The sequence below is a fragment of the Adhaeribacter pallidiroseus genome, from assembly GCF_003340495.1.
In the GTDB taxonomy this organism is placed as follows: Bacteria; Bacteroidota; Bacteroidia; order Cytophagales; family Hymenobacteraceae; genus Adhaeribacter; species Adhaeribacter pallidiroseus.
Map to the genome: position 1 here is coordinate 6,194,900 of NZ_QASA01000001.1, position 17,625 is coordinate 6,212,524.

Consider the following 17,625-nt stretch of genomic DNA (forward strand, 5'->3'; position numbering starts at 1 on the left):
AGTAACATTACATTAAAGCTCAATCTACCCATTAAATGCAGAAATCGAACCAAACCCCTAACATTGTATTGGCCGAAATAATTACCATCGGCGACGAAATTTTATACGGCCAGGTAGTAGACACTAATTCAGCGTTTATGGGCGCGGAACTAGGGAAAATAGGCATTAAAGTAAAACAAATTACCTCCGTATCCGACGACCCAACGCATATTGTGCAGGCTCTGGATGCCGCCCGCACCCGCGCTGACGTTATTTTAATTACCGGCGGCTTAGGACCTACCAAAGATGATTTAACCAAAACCACGCTGGCGAAATACTTTAACGTGGGCTTAAAACTCGACGAACAATCGCTGGCCGATGTAACCGAAATTTTTAAAAATACGGTCGGGAAGTAACCGAACTGAACCGGCAGCAAGCTTTTTTACCCGCAAATTGCCAACCCGTGCGCAACATTATGGGAACCGCGCCGGGCATGTGGTTTCACGTGGATGGTAAAATTATGGTGTCGATGCCGGGGGTGCCTTTCGAAATGAAAACCATGATGACTGATATTGTACTGCCCCGTTTGCAGCAGCATTTTGGCATGCCCAAAATTAATCACAAAGTAGTCATGACCATTGGCATTGGCGAATCGTTTCTGGCCGAAAAAATAGCTGCTTGGGAAGATCAGTTGCCGCCGCATATTAAACTGGCGTATTTGCCCAAACTAGGCAGTGTAAGATTACGGTTAACCGGTCTGGATACCGGTACCGGCGATTTGGAAACCGAGATGCAGGCCGAAGTAGATAAACTAAGCACCATTATTCCAGAGTATATTTTTGCTTACGGCGAAGTAAGCTTACCCGAAGCCATTGGTAATTTATTAAAAAAACATTACCTGACCATTGCTACCGCCGAAAGCTGCACGGGTGGGATGGTGGCGCAAAAACTAACCAGCATCTCGGGTTCGTCGGCGTACTTTAAAGGTGGTATAGTGGCCTACGACAACGCTGTAAAAGCCGAACAGTTAGGGGTATCCGAAACTACTCTGGAAACTTTTGGCGCCGTAAGCGAAGAAACAGTAAGTGAGATGGCGCAAAACGTACGGCAGCTTTTAAAAACCGATATTGGCATTGCTACCAGCGGCATAGCCGGACCAACCGGCGGCACCCCGGAAAAGCCCGTTGGCACCATTTGGATTGCTTACGCTGATGCGCACCAAACCATTGCCAAAAAACTAAATTTTAACCGTACCCGCGAATTAAATATCGAATACACCACCATGAACGTGCTGAACCTGGTGCGGCAAAGTTTACCGGAAGCATTTCGAATCGGGTAATTTTTTCTAACTTTGACCGGCAAAAAGGCCTATTTTTTTAAATTTTGTTATTTCGACACGGCTCATTAAACCATTTGTAGTGGGCTTATCCCGAAATAAATACCGAAAAATCAGTCTTACATTGCTTTTAATAGCGCAACACTCCAATCTAAAAATATGGCACTGGTAGAAATGGTAATGCCCAAAATGGGCGAAAGTATCATGGAAGGAACGGTACTACGTTGGTTAAAACAAGTCGGCGATCGCATCGAAGAAGATGAGTCGGTACTGGAAGTAGCCACCGATAAAGTAGACACCGAAGTGCCCGCCATTCAGGGAGGAATTTTATCTAAGATTTTAGCGAACGAAGGCGATGTTATTCCGGTAGGCCAGGCTATTGCTTTGATTGATACTACCGGCGATGGTACGGTGCCCACAAGTGAACCCGCCGCTGCCTCAACCATTAGTGATCCGGAACCAGCGGCTACGTTAAATGCCGTTAGTAATCCAACAGTAGCGGTTGCTGCCCCGGTTGAAGCGGCATCTGCCCCAAGCCTAGTTAAAGCCAAACAAGTATTTGAAGGCCGTTTTTACTCGCCCCTGGTAATGAACATTGCCCGGGAAGAAAACATCAGCATGGCCGAACTGGAGCAAATTCCGGGTACGGGCAACGAAGGCCGGGTAACCAAAAAAGATATCCTGGAATACCTGGAACACCGGCACGAAACCCAGGATAATAAGGCAGCTGCTGCTCCCGAAGCCGCTACTCCGGTTGAAATAACCGCTCCGGTTTCAACGCCAGCGCAAGAAACAGCACAACCGGCGCCGAAACCAACTATTGCCGCGCAACCAGCCGTATCGGTGAGCGGTAACGTAGAAATCATCGAGATGGACCGCATGCGCAAAATGATTGCGCAACGCATGGTAGATAGCAAACGCATTGCCCCGCACGTTACTTCTTTCGTGGAAGCTGACGTGACCAATATTGTGATGTGGCGCAACAAGATGAAAGATGCCTACCAAAAACGCGAAGGCGAAAACCTGACTTTCACGCCCATTTTTATCGAAGCCGTAGCCAAAGCCATCAAGGATTTTCCGATGATTAACATTTCCGTAGATGGCGACCGCATTGTCCGGAAACGCGACATTAACATTGGCATGGCCGTAGCCTTGCCGAGCGGTAACTTAATTGTGCCGGTCATCAAAAACGCCGACCAGATGAACCTGAACGGCATTACCAAAAAAGTAAATGATTTAGCGAACCGTGCCCGTATCAACAAATTAACCCCCGACGATTTATCGGATGGTACTTATACCTTAACCAACGTGGGTTCTTTTGGCAACGTGTTGGGTACGCCCATTATCATGCAGCCGCAGGTTGCAATTATGGCCGTAGGCGCTATCAAGAAAAAACCAGCGGTAATCGAAACCCCGCAAGGCGACTTAATCGGTATCCGCCACTTCATGTTCCTATCGCATTCCTACGACCACCGCGTGGTAGATGGCTCCCTGGGCGGCATGTTCGTAAAACGCGTTGCTGATTACCTGGAAGGCTTTGATTTAGATACAAAAATTTAAAAAAACAAAAAAGCGCATCTACCGGATGCGCTTTTTTTATGAAATCAAATTAAAAAAGATCAAGATGCTTATTCCGTTATAAGGAGCAAATGACCGCTTAGCTGCATTAGAATTTAAAATTTTCAGAAACTTTTAAATTCATAAAAGGCTGAATCCAGATCATAAACAATGTTCAGATTTTTATAGTAATCAAGGGATACAATGGTGACTTCACTTACAAATAGCGGGTTATCGTAAGTATTTAAGAATTTTACTTCCGGTAATTGCACATACCGGGTATTACGGATGGCAAGGTTCTTTTCTCCTTGTTCTACAATTTGGATAGTGTCCTGGTAACTTTTTAGTAAAACATCGATCTCAAAATTCTTCTTAGTGACTTCACAAATGTAATTTCCTATAAATAACGGTCTGGCGTCTTGCTCCGCATCCGCAATCGGCTGGTCTTCTTTTTGGCAGGAAACGAGAGAAAGAATACAAAAACTAAAAGCAATGGACGATACGCTAAGTATACTTTTCATGTAGTTTACGTTTGTTTTGCGGGTTACTTCAATTTTAATAATTAATCCTGATTGATATTATTAAAGCCTCATTAAACAAATTAATGAAAATTAATTATAGTATAACATATTGATATTGTATTGCTTATTAGACTCTGCAATTAATGAATAAAGCTTATGTCTTGAGTTTTGTAAGAGGTAAAGTAATCAGGTTAAATTTAAATCCTATCAGCTTTCATTGGTTATTTTTTTTCCTACAGAATTCCCATTTTGCTAAGACTTGCGCCAGAAAAGAAAACCAATTAGAAAACAACTACAATTTTTAAAATTTTAATTTTCAACCCTTCATCAAACAGCAGCTAAAAGCAAAGACACCAGTTTGGCTATTGAGGGCCTTCTAAGGTTCCGGTGTGCAGCATCCGAGACACGAGCAAAGGAAGCTTAGACTACTTAAAGCTCCCCTCTCCGCCCGGAGAGGGGCCGGGGGTGAGGCTAGATAGCACCGCCGCCTGGAGACGAGAACCGGCTCCAACGAAAACCATTCCTTCAATCTGTTCATTTTACAAAATCCCCACTTATCCAATCCCGGACAGGCTGTCCATTCGTGGACACATTTCAGAAGCGTAAATAAACGCAAAATACTGATAATCAGTAATCAAGCTTTCCTGGCATCTGCTTTGGAAATAAATACGCAAGTCGTTAACATTTCTAAAAATGGACAGAGAAATTGCTCCGGAAAAGCTCCGGAAAAATAAACTAAAAAACTACAGCAAACTAGCCGGACTCGTATTGTTGGTAGCCACGGGTTTGCTGGCCTTCCGGTTTGCCCTGCGTACTTCCGAGAATCGCTCCAGCTTACGTACTTCGGTAGTGACGCAAGGCCCCATCGAAGCTTCGTTGAACGCCACAGGCGTATTGGTCCCCGAAAACGAAGCGGTGGTTACCAGTCCCATTCAGGCCCGTTTAGAAGCAGCGCTGCACCACGCCGGCGAAAAAATAAACGCCAATCAACCCATTCTGCAACTCGACAAAGAATACATCAAACTGGCTTTCCAGAAATTGCAGGACGAGCAGCAACTGAACCAAAACGAAACCAGCAAACTGCAATTAAAACTGACCAAAGAAGTAAGCGAGCTGCAATCCCGGTACAACATTAAGCAAATGCAGGTAAAACGCCTGCAAGCCGCCCTCAGCGACGAAAAATACTTGCTTTCCATTGGCGGCGGCACCGAAGAAAACGTGCGGCAAGCCGAAATGAACCTAAAAGTAGCCCAACTGGAAGCGGACCAACTGGCCGCACAAATCCGACAGCAACAACAAGCGAATGCCGCCGACCTGAAAGACGTGGGCTTTGAAATGAGCATGCAGGAACGCAACCTGCAGGAAATGCAACGCAAACTCGACCAGGCCGATATTAAATCGCCGATCAGCGGCGTGCTCACTTTTGTAAACGAAGAAATTGGCAGCACGGTAAATCCCGGCGACGCTCTGGTGCGGGTTGCCGATTTAAGCAGCTTTAAAGTAAAAGCCACCATCGCCGATTCGTACGCCGGCCAGTTACAACCCGGCGGAGCTGTAACGGTGCGCCTGAACGATACCGACCTGAAGGGAACCATCGCGACCATCCGGCCCGCCGTCGAAAATAACCTGGTTACGTTCTTCGTGCAGCTAGACCAGAAAAATCATCCGGAATTGCGGTCTAACTTAAAGGTAGAAGTATTTGTGATTACTTCTTTTAAAAACCAGGCCACGCGGGTGAAAAACGGTCCTTTCTTTACCGGTGCCCGCGACCAGAAAGTATTCGTGATAAAAGGAGATAAAGCCATTGCCCGCAGGGTGCAAATTGGCTTGAGCAACTTTGATTGGGTAGAGCTGCAAGGCGTGAAGCCCGGCGAAGAAATTATTATCTCGGATACCAAGGAACTCCAGCATCTGGATGAGTTTAACATTACCAACGATTAATACCCGTAACAGCCGACACGATGAAAACATACCTCCTCTTTTTGCTGCTGCTACCGGGTTTTCAATTTACCTGGGCGCAGGATTCCAGCCAGGTAGTTACCCTGGAGCAGGTAATTGCTCAGGCCCAGCGAAACTCGCTTACTTTCCGGCAAGCCGAAACCAGCCGCGAAACCAGTTACTGGCAATGGCGCACTTACCTGGCCGATTATAAACCTACCTTGAGTTTAGCTGGTACTTTACCCGATTTTAGCCGCAGCATTAACCCCGTTACCCAACCCGATGGTACTACCGATTTTAAACAAGTAAGCCTTAACAACTCCCAACTTAATCTGGGGGTTACTCAATCCGTAGGCTTAACCGGGGGGCAAGTATTTATAAACTCCCAATTGCAGCGCTTCGACGATTTTAACGCGGGCGCCACGCGCTACAACAGCAACCCGGCCCTGATTGGTTTTTCGCAGCCTTTATTCCGGTTTAATAAACTAGCCTGGGCCCGGAAAATTGAACCCCTGCGCTACGCCGAATCGCAGAAGAAATTTGTGGAAGACCGCGAGGTAATTGCCCAGGACATCACCAAATTATACTTCGATTTATTGCTGCAACAGGTAAACCAAAGCATTGCCACCAAAAACCGCACGAATACCGAAGACATTATCCGGATTGCCGAAGAAAAATTTAAACTGGGTAAAATTTCAAAAAACGACGTGTTGCAACTGCGCCTGAGTTTATTAAACACCCAGATAGCCCAGGCCGAAGCTGACTTAGCCGTAAAAAATGCCACGCTGGCCCTGAACAGTTACTTAGGCGAACCGGCTACCAAACAATTATTGCTGGCAGTACCCGGCCATTTGCCCCGCTTACAGGTAACCGAAAACCAGGCCCTGGAACAAGCGCAACAAAACCGGAAAGAAACCCTGGCTTTTAAACGGGCTTTGCTGCAAGCAGAGCGGAATCTGGCCGAAGCGCGGCAATCCAACGGTTTTAATGCCACCATGTTTGCCACCTTTGGCTTAACCAACCAGGCGGCTACCTTCGCAGATTCTTACGGTAACCCCGAAAATCAGCAACAAGTACGGATTGGTTTTGAACTGCCGATAATGGATGGCGGCAAACAAAAGTCGCTGCGGAAAACGGCCCAGGCTAATTTAAAATTAACCCAGTACGCGGTGGAGCAAGACCAACTGGAATTTGAGCAAAATATCCGGACGCAGGTAAACCAGTTTGAAATGCTAAAAACCCGCGTGGCGATTACCGCCGAAGCCGACCAGATTGCCCAAAGCCGCTACGATATAACCAAAGCCACCTACGTGATTGGCCGCATCAGCATTACCGATTTAAACATTGCCCTCGGCGAAAAAGACCAGGCCAAGCGCGCTTACATCTCCTCCTTACGCGATTTTTGGTCGGCTTTTTACAACTTAAGAACCCTTACTTTATACGATTTCGAAAAAAACATACCGTTAACGCTAGAACCATGAACCACTTGAATTTAAATCCGCTCGCTACCACCGATGCTTTGGTAGCCGAAGCCCCAGGCATGATTACCCTCAGCAGCATCGAAAAGGTTTACCAAACCAAAACCATTGAAACAGTAGCCCTGCACAACATCAACCTCAGCATCCGGAAAGGCGAATTTGCCTCGATTATGGGCCCCTCGGGCTGCGGCAAAAGTACCTTGCTCAACATTATGGGCCTACTCGACGAACCCACCCGCGGCACCGTTTCCATCGATGGTTCCCCGGTCCGGTCTTTCTCGGATCAGGCTTTGGCGCGCTTACGCAACCAGAAAATTGGTTTTGTTTTCCAGAGTTACCATTTAATTAACGATTTATCCGTGACGGATAACGTGGAGTTGCCGCTTCTGTACCGGAGCATGTCGGGTTCGGAACGCCGGAAACGGGCTATTGAAGCCTTGCACAAAGTAGGGCTAAGCGCCCGCACCAGCCACTATCCCAACCAGTTGTCGGGTGGGCAGCGGCAGCGGGTGGCCATTGCCCGGGCTTTAGCCGGTCAGCCCGAAATTATTCTGGCCGACGAACCCACCGGCAACCTCGACTCTGTAATGGGCAACGAAATCATGGACATTCTGCTGCGCCTGAACCAGGAAGAAGGCACCACCATTGTAATGGTTACCCACGACGAACTCATGGCCAAGAAAACCGAACGCCTCATTCGTTTATTCGACGGCAGTCAGGTTCTTTAGTTGCAGGTTACAGGTTGCAAGTTGCAGGTTTGAAGGTTGGAAAATTTAAAATTTTTAAATTTTTCCTGTTGAACCATCAATTAAAATGCATCCAGCATTTCGGTAATACCATTATTTAACAATTTAAAGATCTATCAATTCAGCAGTTAAACTTTTAACAATCCAAAAATTAAAAAATAAAACCATGAAAAAGCTTCTCTTACTGTTCGTACTAGTGCTATTCTTCAGCTTCGGTCAAACAGTTGCTACTAAAACAACTAAGGCTTCTCTTCCCAATCAGGAAGCAGCAATTCCCACACATGCTTTACAGAAATACGCCGGCGTTTACGAGTTAAACAAAGATTTTCAGGTAACGATATCGGTGGAGCAGGACAAGTTATTTGCCTTAGCTCCCGGTGACCAGGAAAAATCGGAGTTTACCCCCGAAACAGAATCAAAATTTTACATGAAAGGCACGCCGGCAAAAATTGAATTCGTGGAAGAAAATGGCCAATTGTATTTGCTGGTAAACATGCAAGGCGGCCTTAAATTAAAGAAGATCAGTTAACGCCCGCCAAAGCCATTTAACCATCTAGCCATTCAAAATTTTAAAAACTTCCGTGGACTATCGTCCATGGACAATGGACAAAATCTATGTTAAAAAATTATTTAAAAATAGCCTGGAAAGTACTGCTTCGCCGCAAGTTTTTTACTTTCATCAGCCTGTTTGGTATCAGTTTCACGCTCATGATTCTGATGGTAGCCACCGCCATGGTAGACCACTTAACAGGTTCCCATACTCCCGAAACCCGCATGGATCGCACGCTTTTTATTAATTTCAACAAAATGACGAATGAGGCAAAAGGCTCCATGATGAACTCGGTGCCTAGTTATTATTACTTGCAGCGGTACGTTATGCCCATGAAAACGCCGGAAAAAGTGGCCATCGGCAGCACCTTTAAAGGAGTAAACAGTTATGTAAACAACAAGCGCCTTTCCCTGGATTTAAAATACACCGATGCTAATTTTTGGGAAATTCTGGAGTTTAATTTTCTGGAAGGAAAGGCCTTTAACCAACAAAATTTAAAAAATGCTGATAAGTTGGCCGTCATTACCGATTATACCCGCGACCAGTATTTTGGCGTGGATGTGCCGGCCGTGGGCAAATACATTGTCGTGGATGGGGTGCGGTACCAAGTTTGCGGCGTTGTAGAAGATGTGCCTATTTCGCGTTTTAACTCTTACGCAAACGTGTGGGTACCACTATCCACTTCTCATATTAACAAAGGCGATATAAGTTTATTCGGGGAACACATGGCCATTATCCTGGCCCGGAAATCATCTGATATACCCAAAATTCAGGCGGAGTATCAACACATTGTAAAACAAATAAAAGTACCCGATCCTCAAAACTTCGATCGCTTCGGCAGTTATGCCGAAGGAATTCTGGAAGGAGTGGTCGTGCGGCAATTGTTCGGGAGCCGGTACGGCGACGATTCCGGCATGGGTAAATTTGTGGCAGTAGTTTCGCTGATTGTTTTATTGTTCATGCTGATGCCTACTATTAATCTGGTAAATATTAACGTAAGCCGCATTCTGGAACGGTCTTCGGAAATAGGAGTGCGCAAAGCTTTTGGCGCTTCTTCACGCATGTTAATCGGGCAGTTTCTGGTAGAAAATATATTTTTAACCTTGCTGGGCGGTTTGCTGGGGTTTTTACTGTCGGCCGTGGCCCTGCAACTCATCAGCAGCAGCGGTATTATTCCTTATGCGCAGTTAACGCTAAACTGGCGGGTATTTGCCGTCGGCATCGGACTGAGTTTAGTTTTTGGTTTACTGTCCGGAGTCATTCCGGCTTACAAAATGTCAAAATTACAAGCCGTAGAGGCACTGAAAGGAGGCCAATTATGATTCGCCATTTATTTACCTTAATCTGGAACCGGAAGAAAAGTAACTTCCTGATGATAACCGAAATTTTCTTCTCCTTTTTAGTTTTGTTTGGAGTGTTGAGTTTGGCTTTTTATTACGTGAATAATTACAACAAGCCTCTGGGTTTTCAATACGACAAAGTTTGGGTGATGACCCTGCGCTGGAACCAGGAAAAGCCGCTGGAAATTAAAGAAATTCAAAGCCGGGTAAAGCAGCAAATTAAATCTAACCCCGAAGTAGAAGCCGTGGCATTTTCGAGTGTGAACACGCCTTTTACCATGCAGAACATGAACGGTGGCTTCTTCTACAATAACCAATCGGTACTTTCGTCTTTTTACCAGGTCGACGAAGATTTTCCTGAAGTTATGCAAATGCGCTTAACCGAAGGCCGTTGGTTTAACGATCAGGATCAAAGTTCTTCTTACAGCAATGTTGTTATTAACGAAGCGCTCCGCCAGGCTTTGTTTAAAGATGAGCCGGTAATCGGGAAAGTAGTAGCCGGTTTAAGCGGCGACAATAAGAATCCTAAAACCCGGATTGTGGGCGTAATGGAAGCGTATAAACAGCAAGGTGATTACGCCGAAGACAGCCCGGGCTATCTGGAATACAAAAATTTAAAAAATCCGGCTGATTCGGCAAATGTGTTTTTTAATTCCTTACTGATCCGGGTAAAACCCGGCGTAACCAGTGCTTTCGAGGAAAAATTAACCAAACAAGCCAGCCAGATTGCCAAAGGCTGGACCCTCGAAATTAAATCCATGAACGAAATGCGCACTTCGCATAATAAAGTAGCTTTAATTCCGCTGATTGTTTTCTCGGTGGTATGCGGTTTTTTAATTATTAACGTGGCCCTGGGTTTATTTGGCGTGTTGTGGTACAATATTAATCGCCGCATCTCCGAAATTGGCTTACGCCGGGCCATTGGGGCCGCTTCGGGCCAGGTTTACCGGCAGTTTATCGGGGAGGTGTTGGTACTGGCTACTTTTGGAGTCTTGTTCGGGATAGTAGTGGCGGCGCAGTTCCCCTTATTGCAAGTTTTTCAGGTGCAAACCAGTGTGTACCTGACGGCCTTGGGAGTAGCCGTAGTAATCATCTACGTCCTGGCTGCTGGCTGCGCCGCTTACCCCAGCCGCCAAGCCGCCAAAATTGCTCCTGCCACTGCCTTGCACGAAGAGTAAGTTTAGTTGTTTGTTGCTGCTTGATAGTTGTTAGACCATAGATCATAGTCGAGCGTTTAGGTCAATCGTCTGCCTCATGCGTTACCACCCCCAATCCCTCCTAAAACAGGAGGGGAGCTTTGCAAACTATAACAATTCGGAAGAAGGAAGAAGAGCAGTAGCTAAAAGCAACTGACACCAGTTTAGCTAGTGAGGACCTTCTAAGGTTCCGGTGCCGAAGGCATTCCGCAACGGAGCGAGAAAAAGAGGAAATAGTAAAAGCCGCATCTCCTCCCCTGTTTTTAGGGGAGGTACCCGGAGGGGGGAGGGGTAAGGAGGCCCGCCGGCCATGAGGCAAAACGTGAAGCTAACAAGTTAGATAGCACCAAAGCATGGAGACGGGAACCAGCTCCAAGTAGTAACAGAAAATCAAAAATTTAAAAAATCTTCTATTGGACTTCATCCCCCTACCCCCTTCAAAGTGGGACTATGACTAAATACAGCAAACAATAACCATTACTGGTTTACACTGAAAATTTTGTAATTTTAAATAATCGGCGGAATCCGCCTGCATTTCTATGATCCTGATTATTGATGATGATGTTGCCGTCCGGACCTCGCTGGGTTTGTTGTTAAAACAAGCCAAGTACCAAACCGTTACTGCGGCCGGAGCCAAAAGCGCCTTGTACGTGCTGCACCAATCCCAACCCATCGACCTGATTATTCTGGATATGAATTTTTCCATGGATACGTCCGGTCGGGATGGCTTGGAATTACTCGGGCAAATTAAAGAATGGAATGCGCGCATACCGGTAATTTTAATCACCGGTTGGGGTTCTATTACGTTGGCCGTAGAAGGCATGAAAGCGGGGGCTTTTGACTTTATATCCAAGCCCTGGAACAACGAACACTTGCTGCAAACCATCCACACGGCGTTGCATTTAAACAAAACTACGCCGGAACCCGACAACAGCAATCTCAACCGGAAACAGTTAAACCAACAATACCAATTCGCCAATATTATCGGCGAAGATCCGGCCTTAATTCAGATTCTGCGACAAATCGGCCAGATTAGCGCTACCGATGCATCGGTTCTGATTGAAGGCGAAAGCGGTACGGGGAAAGAACTCATTGCCGAGGCCATTCACCAAAACAGTTTGCGCAAAAATCAGAATTTTGTAAAAGTAAACCTGGGCGGTATTTCCAGCAGCTTGTTCGAAAGCGAAATGTTTGGGCATAAGAAAGGCGCTTTTACCGATGCCAAAGGCGACCGCGTAGGCCGCTTTGAACTCGCCAACAAAGGCAGTATCTTTCTCGACGAGATTGGCGAACTGGATTTAAGCAGCCAGGTAAAACTGTTACGGGTATTACAAGACCGCACCTACGAAATACTCGGCGACAGCAAACCCCGCCAACTGGATATCCGGGTAATTTGCGCCACTAACCGCGATCTGGCCGAAATGGTAGCCCAGGGCAAGTTCCGGGAAGATTTATTTTACCGGATTAACTTAATCACGGTGAAGCTGCCCGCTTTGCGCGAGCGGCCCCAGGACATACCGCTATTAGTAAAACATTTCCTGCAGAATTTGCAAAAAACGTATCATCGGCCCAGCCTGCAAATATCCGAAACAGCTTTGCATTATTTGGCGCAGCAGCCTTTGCCCGGCAACATCCGCGAATTAAAAAATCTGGTAGAACGCACCGTTTTAGTTTCAGGGAAAGATTATTTAGATGTGTCGGATTTTCAAGGTCAGCAACCGAGAAATTTAAAAAAAGTGGAAAAGCAGGTAGTGACGGGCTTGGGTATGATGACCCTGGAAGAAATGGAAGCCGTATTGATTCGCCAATCCATGGAACAGCACAAAGGCAACATTAGTAAGGTTGCTAAATCGCTGGGTTTAAGCCGGGGCGCCTTGTACCGGCGGCTCGAAAAATTTGACATTCCTTATGACACTGCGGACTAGGTTTATTTTGTTTGCGGTTATTATTCATGCGGTAATGGCTCTTATTGCGGCCCGTTTACTCACCACCGATAAAGTTTGGTTTGTAGCTACCGAGGCGCTGATTATCGTTTCTATTTTCGTAACCATCAACATTTACCGTTCTTTTGTCCGGCCCCTGGATATTATCTCGGCCGGCATTGAATCGATCCGGAGCAAAGATTTTACCGTGAAGTTTCTGCCGGTAGGGCAGCGCGAAGTAGACCAGTTGGTAGAAGTTTATAACACCATGATCGACCAGTTGCGCCAGGAACGTACGCTGCAAGCCGAAAAGCATTATTTACTCGAACAATTACTGCTGGCGTCACCTTCCGGCATTATCTTACTGGACTTCGACCTGAATATCGAAAACATCAATCCGGCAGCTTCGCGGTGGTTAAACGTAAATCTGGCCGATTGTAAAGAGAAACCGCTCTGGGTTTTACCCAATCAATGGGGAACCGATCTGGCCGATTTAACCGAAGGCCAAGCCAAACTTTTCAATGTAAACGGCATCCGCTTATTTAAAGCCCAGAAAGCCCATTTCGTGGATCGGGGGTTCCCGCATTATTTTATTTTAATCGAAGAACTCACCGAAGAATTAGTCCGGCAGGAGAAAGTAGCTTACGAGAAAATTATCCGGATGATGTCGCACGAAGTTAATAATTCGATTGGTGCAATTAACTCCATCTTGCAAAGCTTCAAACACTACACGCTGCAATTGGAAACCGATTTGCAACCCGACTACGAAAATGCCTTACAGGTTTGCATCGACCGCAATACGCAACTCGCTAATTTTATGGGTAAGTTCGCCGGCCTAGTGCGCTTGCCACTACCCCATAAACAAACCCTGGATTTGCACGCGCTACTGCAGCACGCCTATTACTTAATGCGCCCCTTGGCCGAAGAACGCCACATAAGCTGGGTTTGGGATTTAGCCGCAGAACCAATTTCCGTGCAGGCTGATGAACAGCAACTGGAGCAAATTATCATTAACATTATCAAAAACGCCTTCGAAGCGATGGAGCAAGAGGGGCAGCTTCTTATTAAAACCATCGCGCAACCCCCCACATTACTCATTGAAGACAACGGACCCGGTATTCCGCCGGAAATTCGCCAGCAATTGTTTTCGCCGTTTTTCAGTACCAAAAAGAACGGCCAGGGTATTGGTTTAATGCTTATCCGCGATATTCTCATGAACCACGGTTTCCCATTTTCGCTGGAAACTGTAGCCGACCATCGTACGGTTTTCACCATCCGGTTTAACTAATATTATCATATTGGTAAAAAGTAGAGTTGCCAAAAAGAGACAAGGTGAATTTTTTAAATTTTTATCTTTCCTAGGAAGTGGTTAAGCTTTGTGATTAGACTAAATACACTCTTTGAAGCATTATTTTCTGTCCTTCAGGAGGAAACTATTTGGCTACGTAGCGAGATAGATTCTTTCTGAAGGACGAGTTTAGATGGTTGGTGCTTTATTTAAAAATTTTCAGATATACGTCTCTCAGAAAGATAAAAAATTTAAAAAACTGCCTGGTTGTAAGCTTTCGAGTAGAAAATTTACTTTCATTTTCAGCTACCAAATTTATCCGGCTAATTTCTTGAACCTCTTATTTGCGGGAAGCCGTACGATAATTTCGTGATTTAATCGGAACTTGCACGCTAGCTACCACAGCCGACTATGAAAAACCTGATTTTTATATTATTGATTGCTTTTAGCTTATTTTTAGCGCTTTTTTTCTACCGCAAATACGCGCTCGCGGAAAATGAACTAACCTTAGCAAATCAGCGCATTCTGGACCGCGACCGGATTATTTACAACAACCAAAAGCAACTGGATGCGCTGAAAACGGAAAAAGCCGGTAAACCGACTACTTCCGTTGTAGGATCCGGGATAACTGGTTTGGGCACCTTAAGCCCCGATGAATTAACCAGCCTGCGTGAAAAAGGCATAACTAACCCGGACGTTACCTTGCGGGAAGATTTAATTAGTAAGCAGGATATTTTGCTACCCACCGGTTCTTTTGGCGGTACCATGGCGATCCGGGAAGTAAGAATTGTTAACGACCGCTACGCGTTGGCTTACTACGAAGATGGCCACAATGGCGGACATTTGTTGCTCCGTTTTACCATAGAACCGGATAAACGGATTAACTGGAAAGTACTGGATCGTTATCAATAACCGGCTGAGTAGCAGAGACCTGAAAATTTAAAAAAAGCCTCACCGGAGAAATCCAGTGAGGCTTTTTTTAAATTATTATAACGTTTTAGGCAAGAGCGGCTAAACTTTGTTCCAGGGCTTGAATCTTTGCTTCGGCATCGGCTTTTTTCTGGCGTTCTTTTTCCAGCACGGCTTCCGGGGCGCCGCTTACAAACCGTTCGTTGCTTAATTTTTTATCAACCGAGGTCAGGAAACCTTTGGTGTATTCGAGTTCTTTTTGCAGGCGTTCCCGTTCTACCGCTACGTCTACGTTGCCCTCCATCGGGATGAAAAACTCGCTGGCGCCTTGTACAAAACTAATGGCGTTATCTAAACCGGTTTCCACAAAGCTGATTTCTGAAATATTGGCCAGCTTTTGAATAATGGGTTGAAACGCATTAATCAGACTAGCGTCCGCGGTTTTAACCGATAACTCCAGCGCTTTGGTGTTCGGAATATTTTTGGAGTTCCGTACGTTCCGGATACCCGCCACTACTTCCATGGCCTTATCCATATTCTGAATAATGTCGGTATCCGCCGCTTTTACTTCGGGCCAACAAGCTACAATCAGGTAATCTTTGGCCTGGCGGTCGCGGAGTTCGTGCCACAACTCTTCGGTGATAAACGGCATAAACGGATGCAGCAGCTTCATTAAATTTTCAAAAAATGCCAGGGTGCGCTCGTAGGTTTCGCCGTCGATGGGTTGCTGGTAGGCCGGCTTAATCATTTCGAGGTACTGCGAACAGAAATCGTCCCATACCAGTTTGTAAACCGTCAATAACGCATCCGAAATCCGGAATTTATCAAAGTGATCTTCGAGCAACGTAACTGCTTCGTTGAACTTGGCCTCGAACCAGGTGGTAGCCAGTTCGTTCGGGAAAGATAAATCGGGGTTTACTTCCCAGCCTTTCACTAGCCGGAACGCATTCCAGATTTTGTTACTAAAATTACGGCCTTGCTCGCACAGCTTTTCGTCGAAGGGCAAATCGTTACCGGCCGGCGAACTAAACAACATGCCGGTACGCACGCCATCAGCGCCGTATTGCTCAATTAAGTTAAGCGGGTCCGGCGAGTTACCCAGCGATTTCGACATTTTACGGCCGATGCTGTCGCGTACAATACCGGTTAAATACACGTTCCGGAAAGGCAGTTCGCGCCGGTACTCAAAACCCGCCATAATCATGCGCGCCACCCAGAAAAATAAAATTTCGGGCGCGGTTACCAAATCGTTGGTAGGGTAGTAGTATTCCATATCCGGATTATCGGGGTCTTTAAAACCGTCGAATACCGAGATGGGCCAAAGCCACGACGAAAACCAGGTATCCAGTACGTCTTCGTCTTGCCGCAAATTCTGCTGGGTTAAGTTTTCGTTGCCAGTTTGTTGCTTCGCCAACACCAAGGCTTCGTCGGCGTTAATAGCTACTACAAACGAGCCATCCGGCAGGTAATAAGCCGGAATCTGCTGTCCCCACCACAACTGCCGCGAAATGTTCCAGTCGCGGATGTTTTCCATCCAGGACCGGTACATATTTTTAAATTTTGGCGGGTGCAACTTAATTTCGTCGTCCATCACAGCCTTTAAAGCAGGTTCCGCCAGTTTTTCCATCCGGCAAAACCATTGCATGGATAACTTGGGCTCAATTACGGCGTCGGTACGCTCGGAGTAACCCACGTTATTCGTGATGTCTTCGGTTTTAACTAGCTGGCCGGCGGCGTCTATGTCTTTTATTATTTTTTTGCGCACGACAAACCGGTCTTCGCCAATGTACAGCTGGGCGCTTTCGTTTAAAGTACCGTTATCGTTTAAAATATCAATGCTGGCTAAATTATGCCGATGGCCGAGTTCGTAGTCGTTGATGTCGTGGGCCGGGGTTACTTTTAAGGCACCGGTACCAAATTCCATGTCTACGTACTCATCCTGAATAATCGGGATGGCCCGGTTAATCAGCGGCACCAAGGCTTTTTTACCTTTTAAATGCTGGTAGCGGGCATCGTTGGGGTTCACGCAAATAGCGGTATCGCCCAGAATGGTTTCGGGGCGGGTAGTAGCAATGGTAATATAGTTGTTGGTGGTTGGTTGATCGTTGTTCGTATCCTCCGCAATCTGGTAATTAACGTAATACAGTTTGGAGTTTACCTGTTTGTGAATTACTTCTTCGTCGGAAACCGCGGTTAAGCCTTGCGGGTCCCAGTTTACCATCCGGATGCCGCGGTAAATATATCCTTTGCGGTGCAAATCCACGAACACCTGAATAACCGCTGCCGATAAGTCTTCTTCCATGGTAAAGCGGGTACGGTCCCAGTCGCAGGAGGCGCCTAACTTTTTAAGCTGTTCCAGAATGATGCCGCCGTATTTTTCTTTCCACTCCCAGGCATATTTTAAAAATTCTTCCCGGGAGATGTCTTTTTTGCTGATTCCGCGCTCCTTGAGCATCGCCACTACTTTGGCTTCGGTGGCAATTGAAGCATGGTCGGTGCCGGGTACCCAGCACGCTTCTTTACCCTGCATGCGGGCGCGGCGCACCAGTATATCCTGAATGGTATTGTTAAGCATGTGCCCCATGTGCAGCACGCCCGTAACGTTGGGGGGCGGAATTACCACCGAGTACGGTTGCTTGCGCGGATTGGGCTTGGATTTAAAAAAGCCGTTTTGCAGCCAGCTTTGGTACCATTTATCTTCTACTTCTTTGGGATTATACGTTTTGGCAATCGACATAAGACTATTCCGGATTTTGGACCGCAAAAATAACGAAAATAGTGGCAAGTTGCAGGGTTACAAGCGGCAAGTTTACAAGTTGAATGGTTGGAAAGTTGCAAGGTTAGAAGGTTGAAAGGTTAAATATT

The 17,625-nt window shown here is 46.2% G+C and carries 14 protein-coding genes; 12 read left to right on the forward strand and 2 right to left on the reverse strand.

What is annotated here, in order from left to right; all coding sequences use genetic code 11:
• The first annotated feature begins 35 nt into the window (after nt 1-35).
• From AHMF7616_RS27860 to AHMF7616_RS24855, 3 genes are all read left to right on the forward strand, one after another.
• Entirely contained in the window at nt 36-395 is a 360-nt protein-coding gene (locus AHMF7616_RS27860) for a competence/damage-inducible protein A (RefSeq protein WP_317047632.1), read from the forward strand.
• Between the two features lie 47 nt (nt 396-442).
• The gene (locus AHMF7616_RS24850; protein ID WP_317047633.1) at nt 443-1,318 is read left to right on the forward strand and encodes a nicotinamide-nucleotide amidohydrolase family protein; all 876 of its coding nucleotides are present in this window, start codon (nt 443-445) and stop codon (nt 1,316-1,318) included.
• A gap of 156 nt (nt 1,319-1,474) precedes the next feature.
• Nucleotides 1,475-2,875 (forward strand): dihydrolipoamide acetyltransferase family protein, encoded by a 1,401-nt coding sequence (locus AHMF7616_RS24855; protein ID WP_115375342.1) that lies wholly within the window; start codon nt 1,475-1,477, stop codon nt 2,873-2,875.
• A gap of 122 nt (nt 2,876-2,997) precedes the next feature.
• On the opposite strand, the gene AHMF7616_RS24860 is transcribed toward AHMF7616_RS24855, so the two are convergent.
• Nucleotides 2,998-3,393 (reverse strand): hypothetical protein, encoded by a 396-nt coding sequence (locus AHMF7616_RS24860; protein ID WP_115375343.1) that lies wholly within the window; start codon nt 3,391-3,393, stop codon nt 2,998-3,000.
• Nucleotides 3,394-4,086: 693 nt separating this feature from the next.
• Here AHMF7616_RS24860 and AHMF7616_RS24865 point away from each other — a divergent pair.
• The 9 genes from AHMF7616_RS24865 to AHMF7616_RS24910 all read left to right on the forward strand — a co-directional run bounded on the left by AHMF7616_RS24865 (nt 4,087) and on the right by AHMF7616_RS24910 (nt 14,763).
• Nucleotides 4,087-5,334, forward strand: coding sequence for an efflux RND transporter periplasmic adaptor subunit (locus tag AHMF7616_RS24865; protein ID WP_115375344.1), 1,248 nt, complete (start codon nt 4,087-4,089; stop codon nt 5,332-5,334).
• Nucleotides 5,335-5,354: 20 nt separating this feature from the next.
• Nucleotides 5,355-6,812 carry a TolC family protein gene (locus AHMF7616_RS24870; RefSeq protein WP_233507743.1) on the forward strand — a complete coding sequence of 486 codons (1,458 nt, stop codon included), beginning with the start codon at nt 5,355-5,357 and terminating at the stop codon, nt 6,810-6,812.
• Nucleotides 6,813-6,871: 59 nt separating this feature from the next.
• On the forward strand, nt 6,872-7,537 hold the full coding sequence (locus AHMF7616_RS24875) for an ABC transporter ATP-binding protein (protein WP_115375771.1): 666 nt from the start codon (nt 6,872-6,874) through the stop codon (nt 7,535-7,537).
• A gap of 184 nt (nt 7,538-7,721) precedes the next feature.
• Complete coding sequence (locus tag AHMF7616_RS24880; RefSeq protein WP_115375345.1) at nt 7,722-8,084, forward strand: DUF3471 domain-containing protein; 363 nt, start codon at nt 7,722-7,724, stop codon at nt 8,082-8,084.
• An 86-nt stretch (nt 8,085-8,170) separates the two neighbouring features.
• On the forward strand, nt 8,171-9,427 hold the full coding sequence (locus tag AHMF7616_RS24885; protein WP_115375346.1) for an ABC transporter permease: 1,257 nt from the start codon (nt 8,171-8,173) through the stop codon (nt 9,425-9,427).
• On the forward strand, nt 9,424-10,623 hold the full coding sequence (locus tag AHMF7616_RS24890) for an ABC transporter permease (protein ID WP_115375347.1): 1,200 nt from the start codon (nt 9,424-9,426) through the stop codon (nt 10,621-10,623). Before AHMF7616_RS24885 ends, AHMF7616_RS24890 begins: the two co-directional genes overlap by 4 nt.
• A gap of 557 nt (nt 10,624-11,180) precedes the next feature.
• Nucleotides 11,181-12,566 (forward strand): sigma-54-dependent transcriptional regulator, encoded by a 1,386-nt coding sequence (locus AHMF7616_RS24895; protein ID WP_115375348.1) that lies wholly within the window; start codon nt 11,181-11,183, stop codon nt 12,564-12,566.
• On the forward strand, nt 12,550-13,851 hold the full coding sequence (locus AHMF7616_RS24900) for a sensor histidine kinase (RefSeq protein WP_115375349.1): 1,302 nt from the start codon (nt 12,550-12,552) through the stop codon (nt 13,849-13,851). Before AHMF7616_RS24895 ends, AHMF7616_RS24900 begins: the two co-directional genes overlap by 17 nt.
• Before the next feature lie 411 nt (nt 13,852-14,262).
• The gene (locus AHMF7616_RS24910; RefSeq protein WP_115375351.1) at nt 14,263-14,763 is read left to right on the forward strand and encodes a hypothetical protein; all 501 of its coding nucleotides are present in this window, start codon (nt 14,263-14,265) and stop codon (nt 14,761-14,763) included.
• A gap of 85 nt (nt 14,764-14,848) precedes the next feature.
• Here AHMF7616_RS24910 and AHMF7616_RS24915 read toward each other — a convergent pair whose 3' ends face one another.
• Entirely contained in the window at nt 14,849-17,497 is a 2,649-nt protein-coding gene (locus tag AHMF7616_RS24915) for a valine--tRNA ligase (protein ID WP_115375352.1), read from the reverse strand.
• Nucleotides 17,498-17,625: the final 128 nt, after the last annotated feature.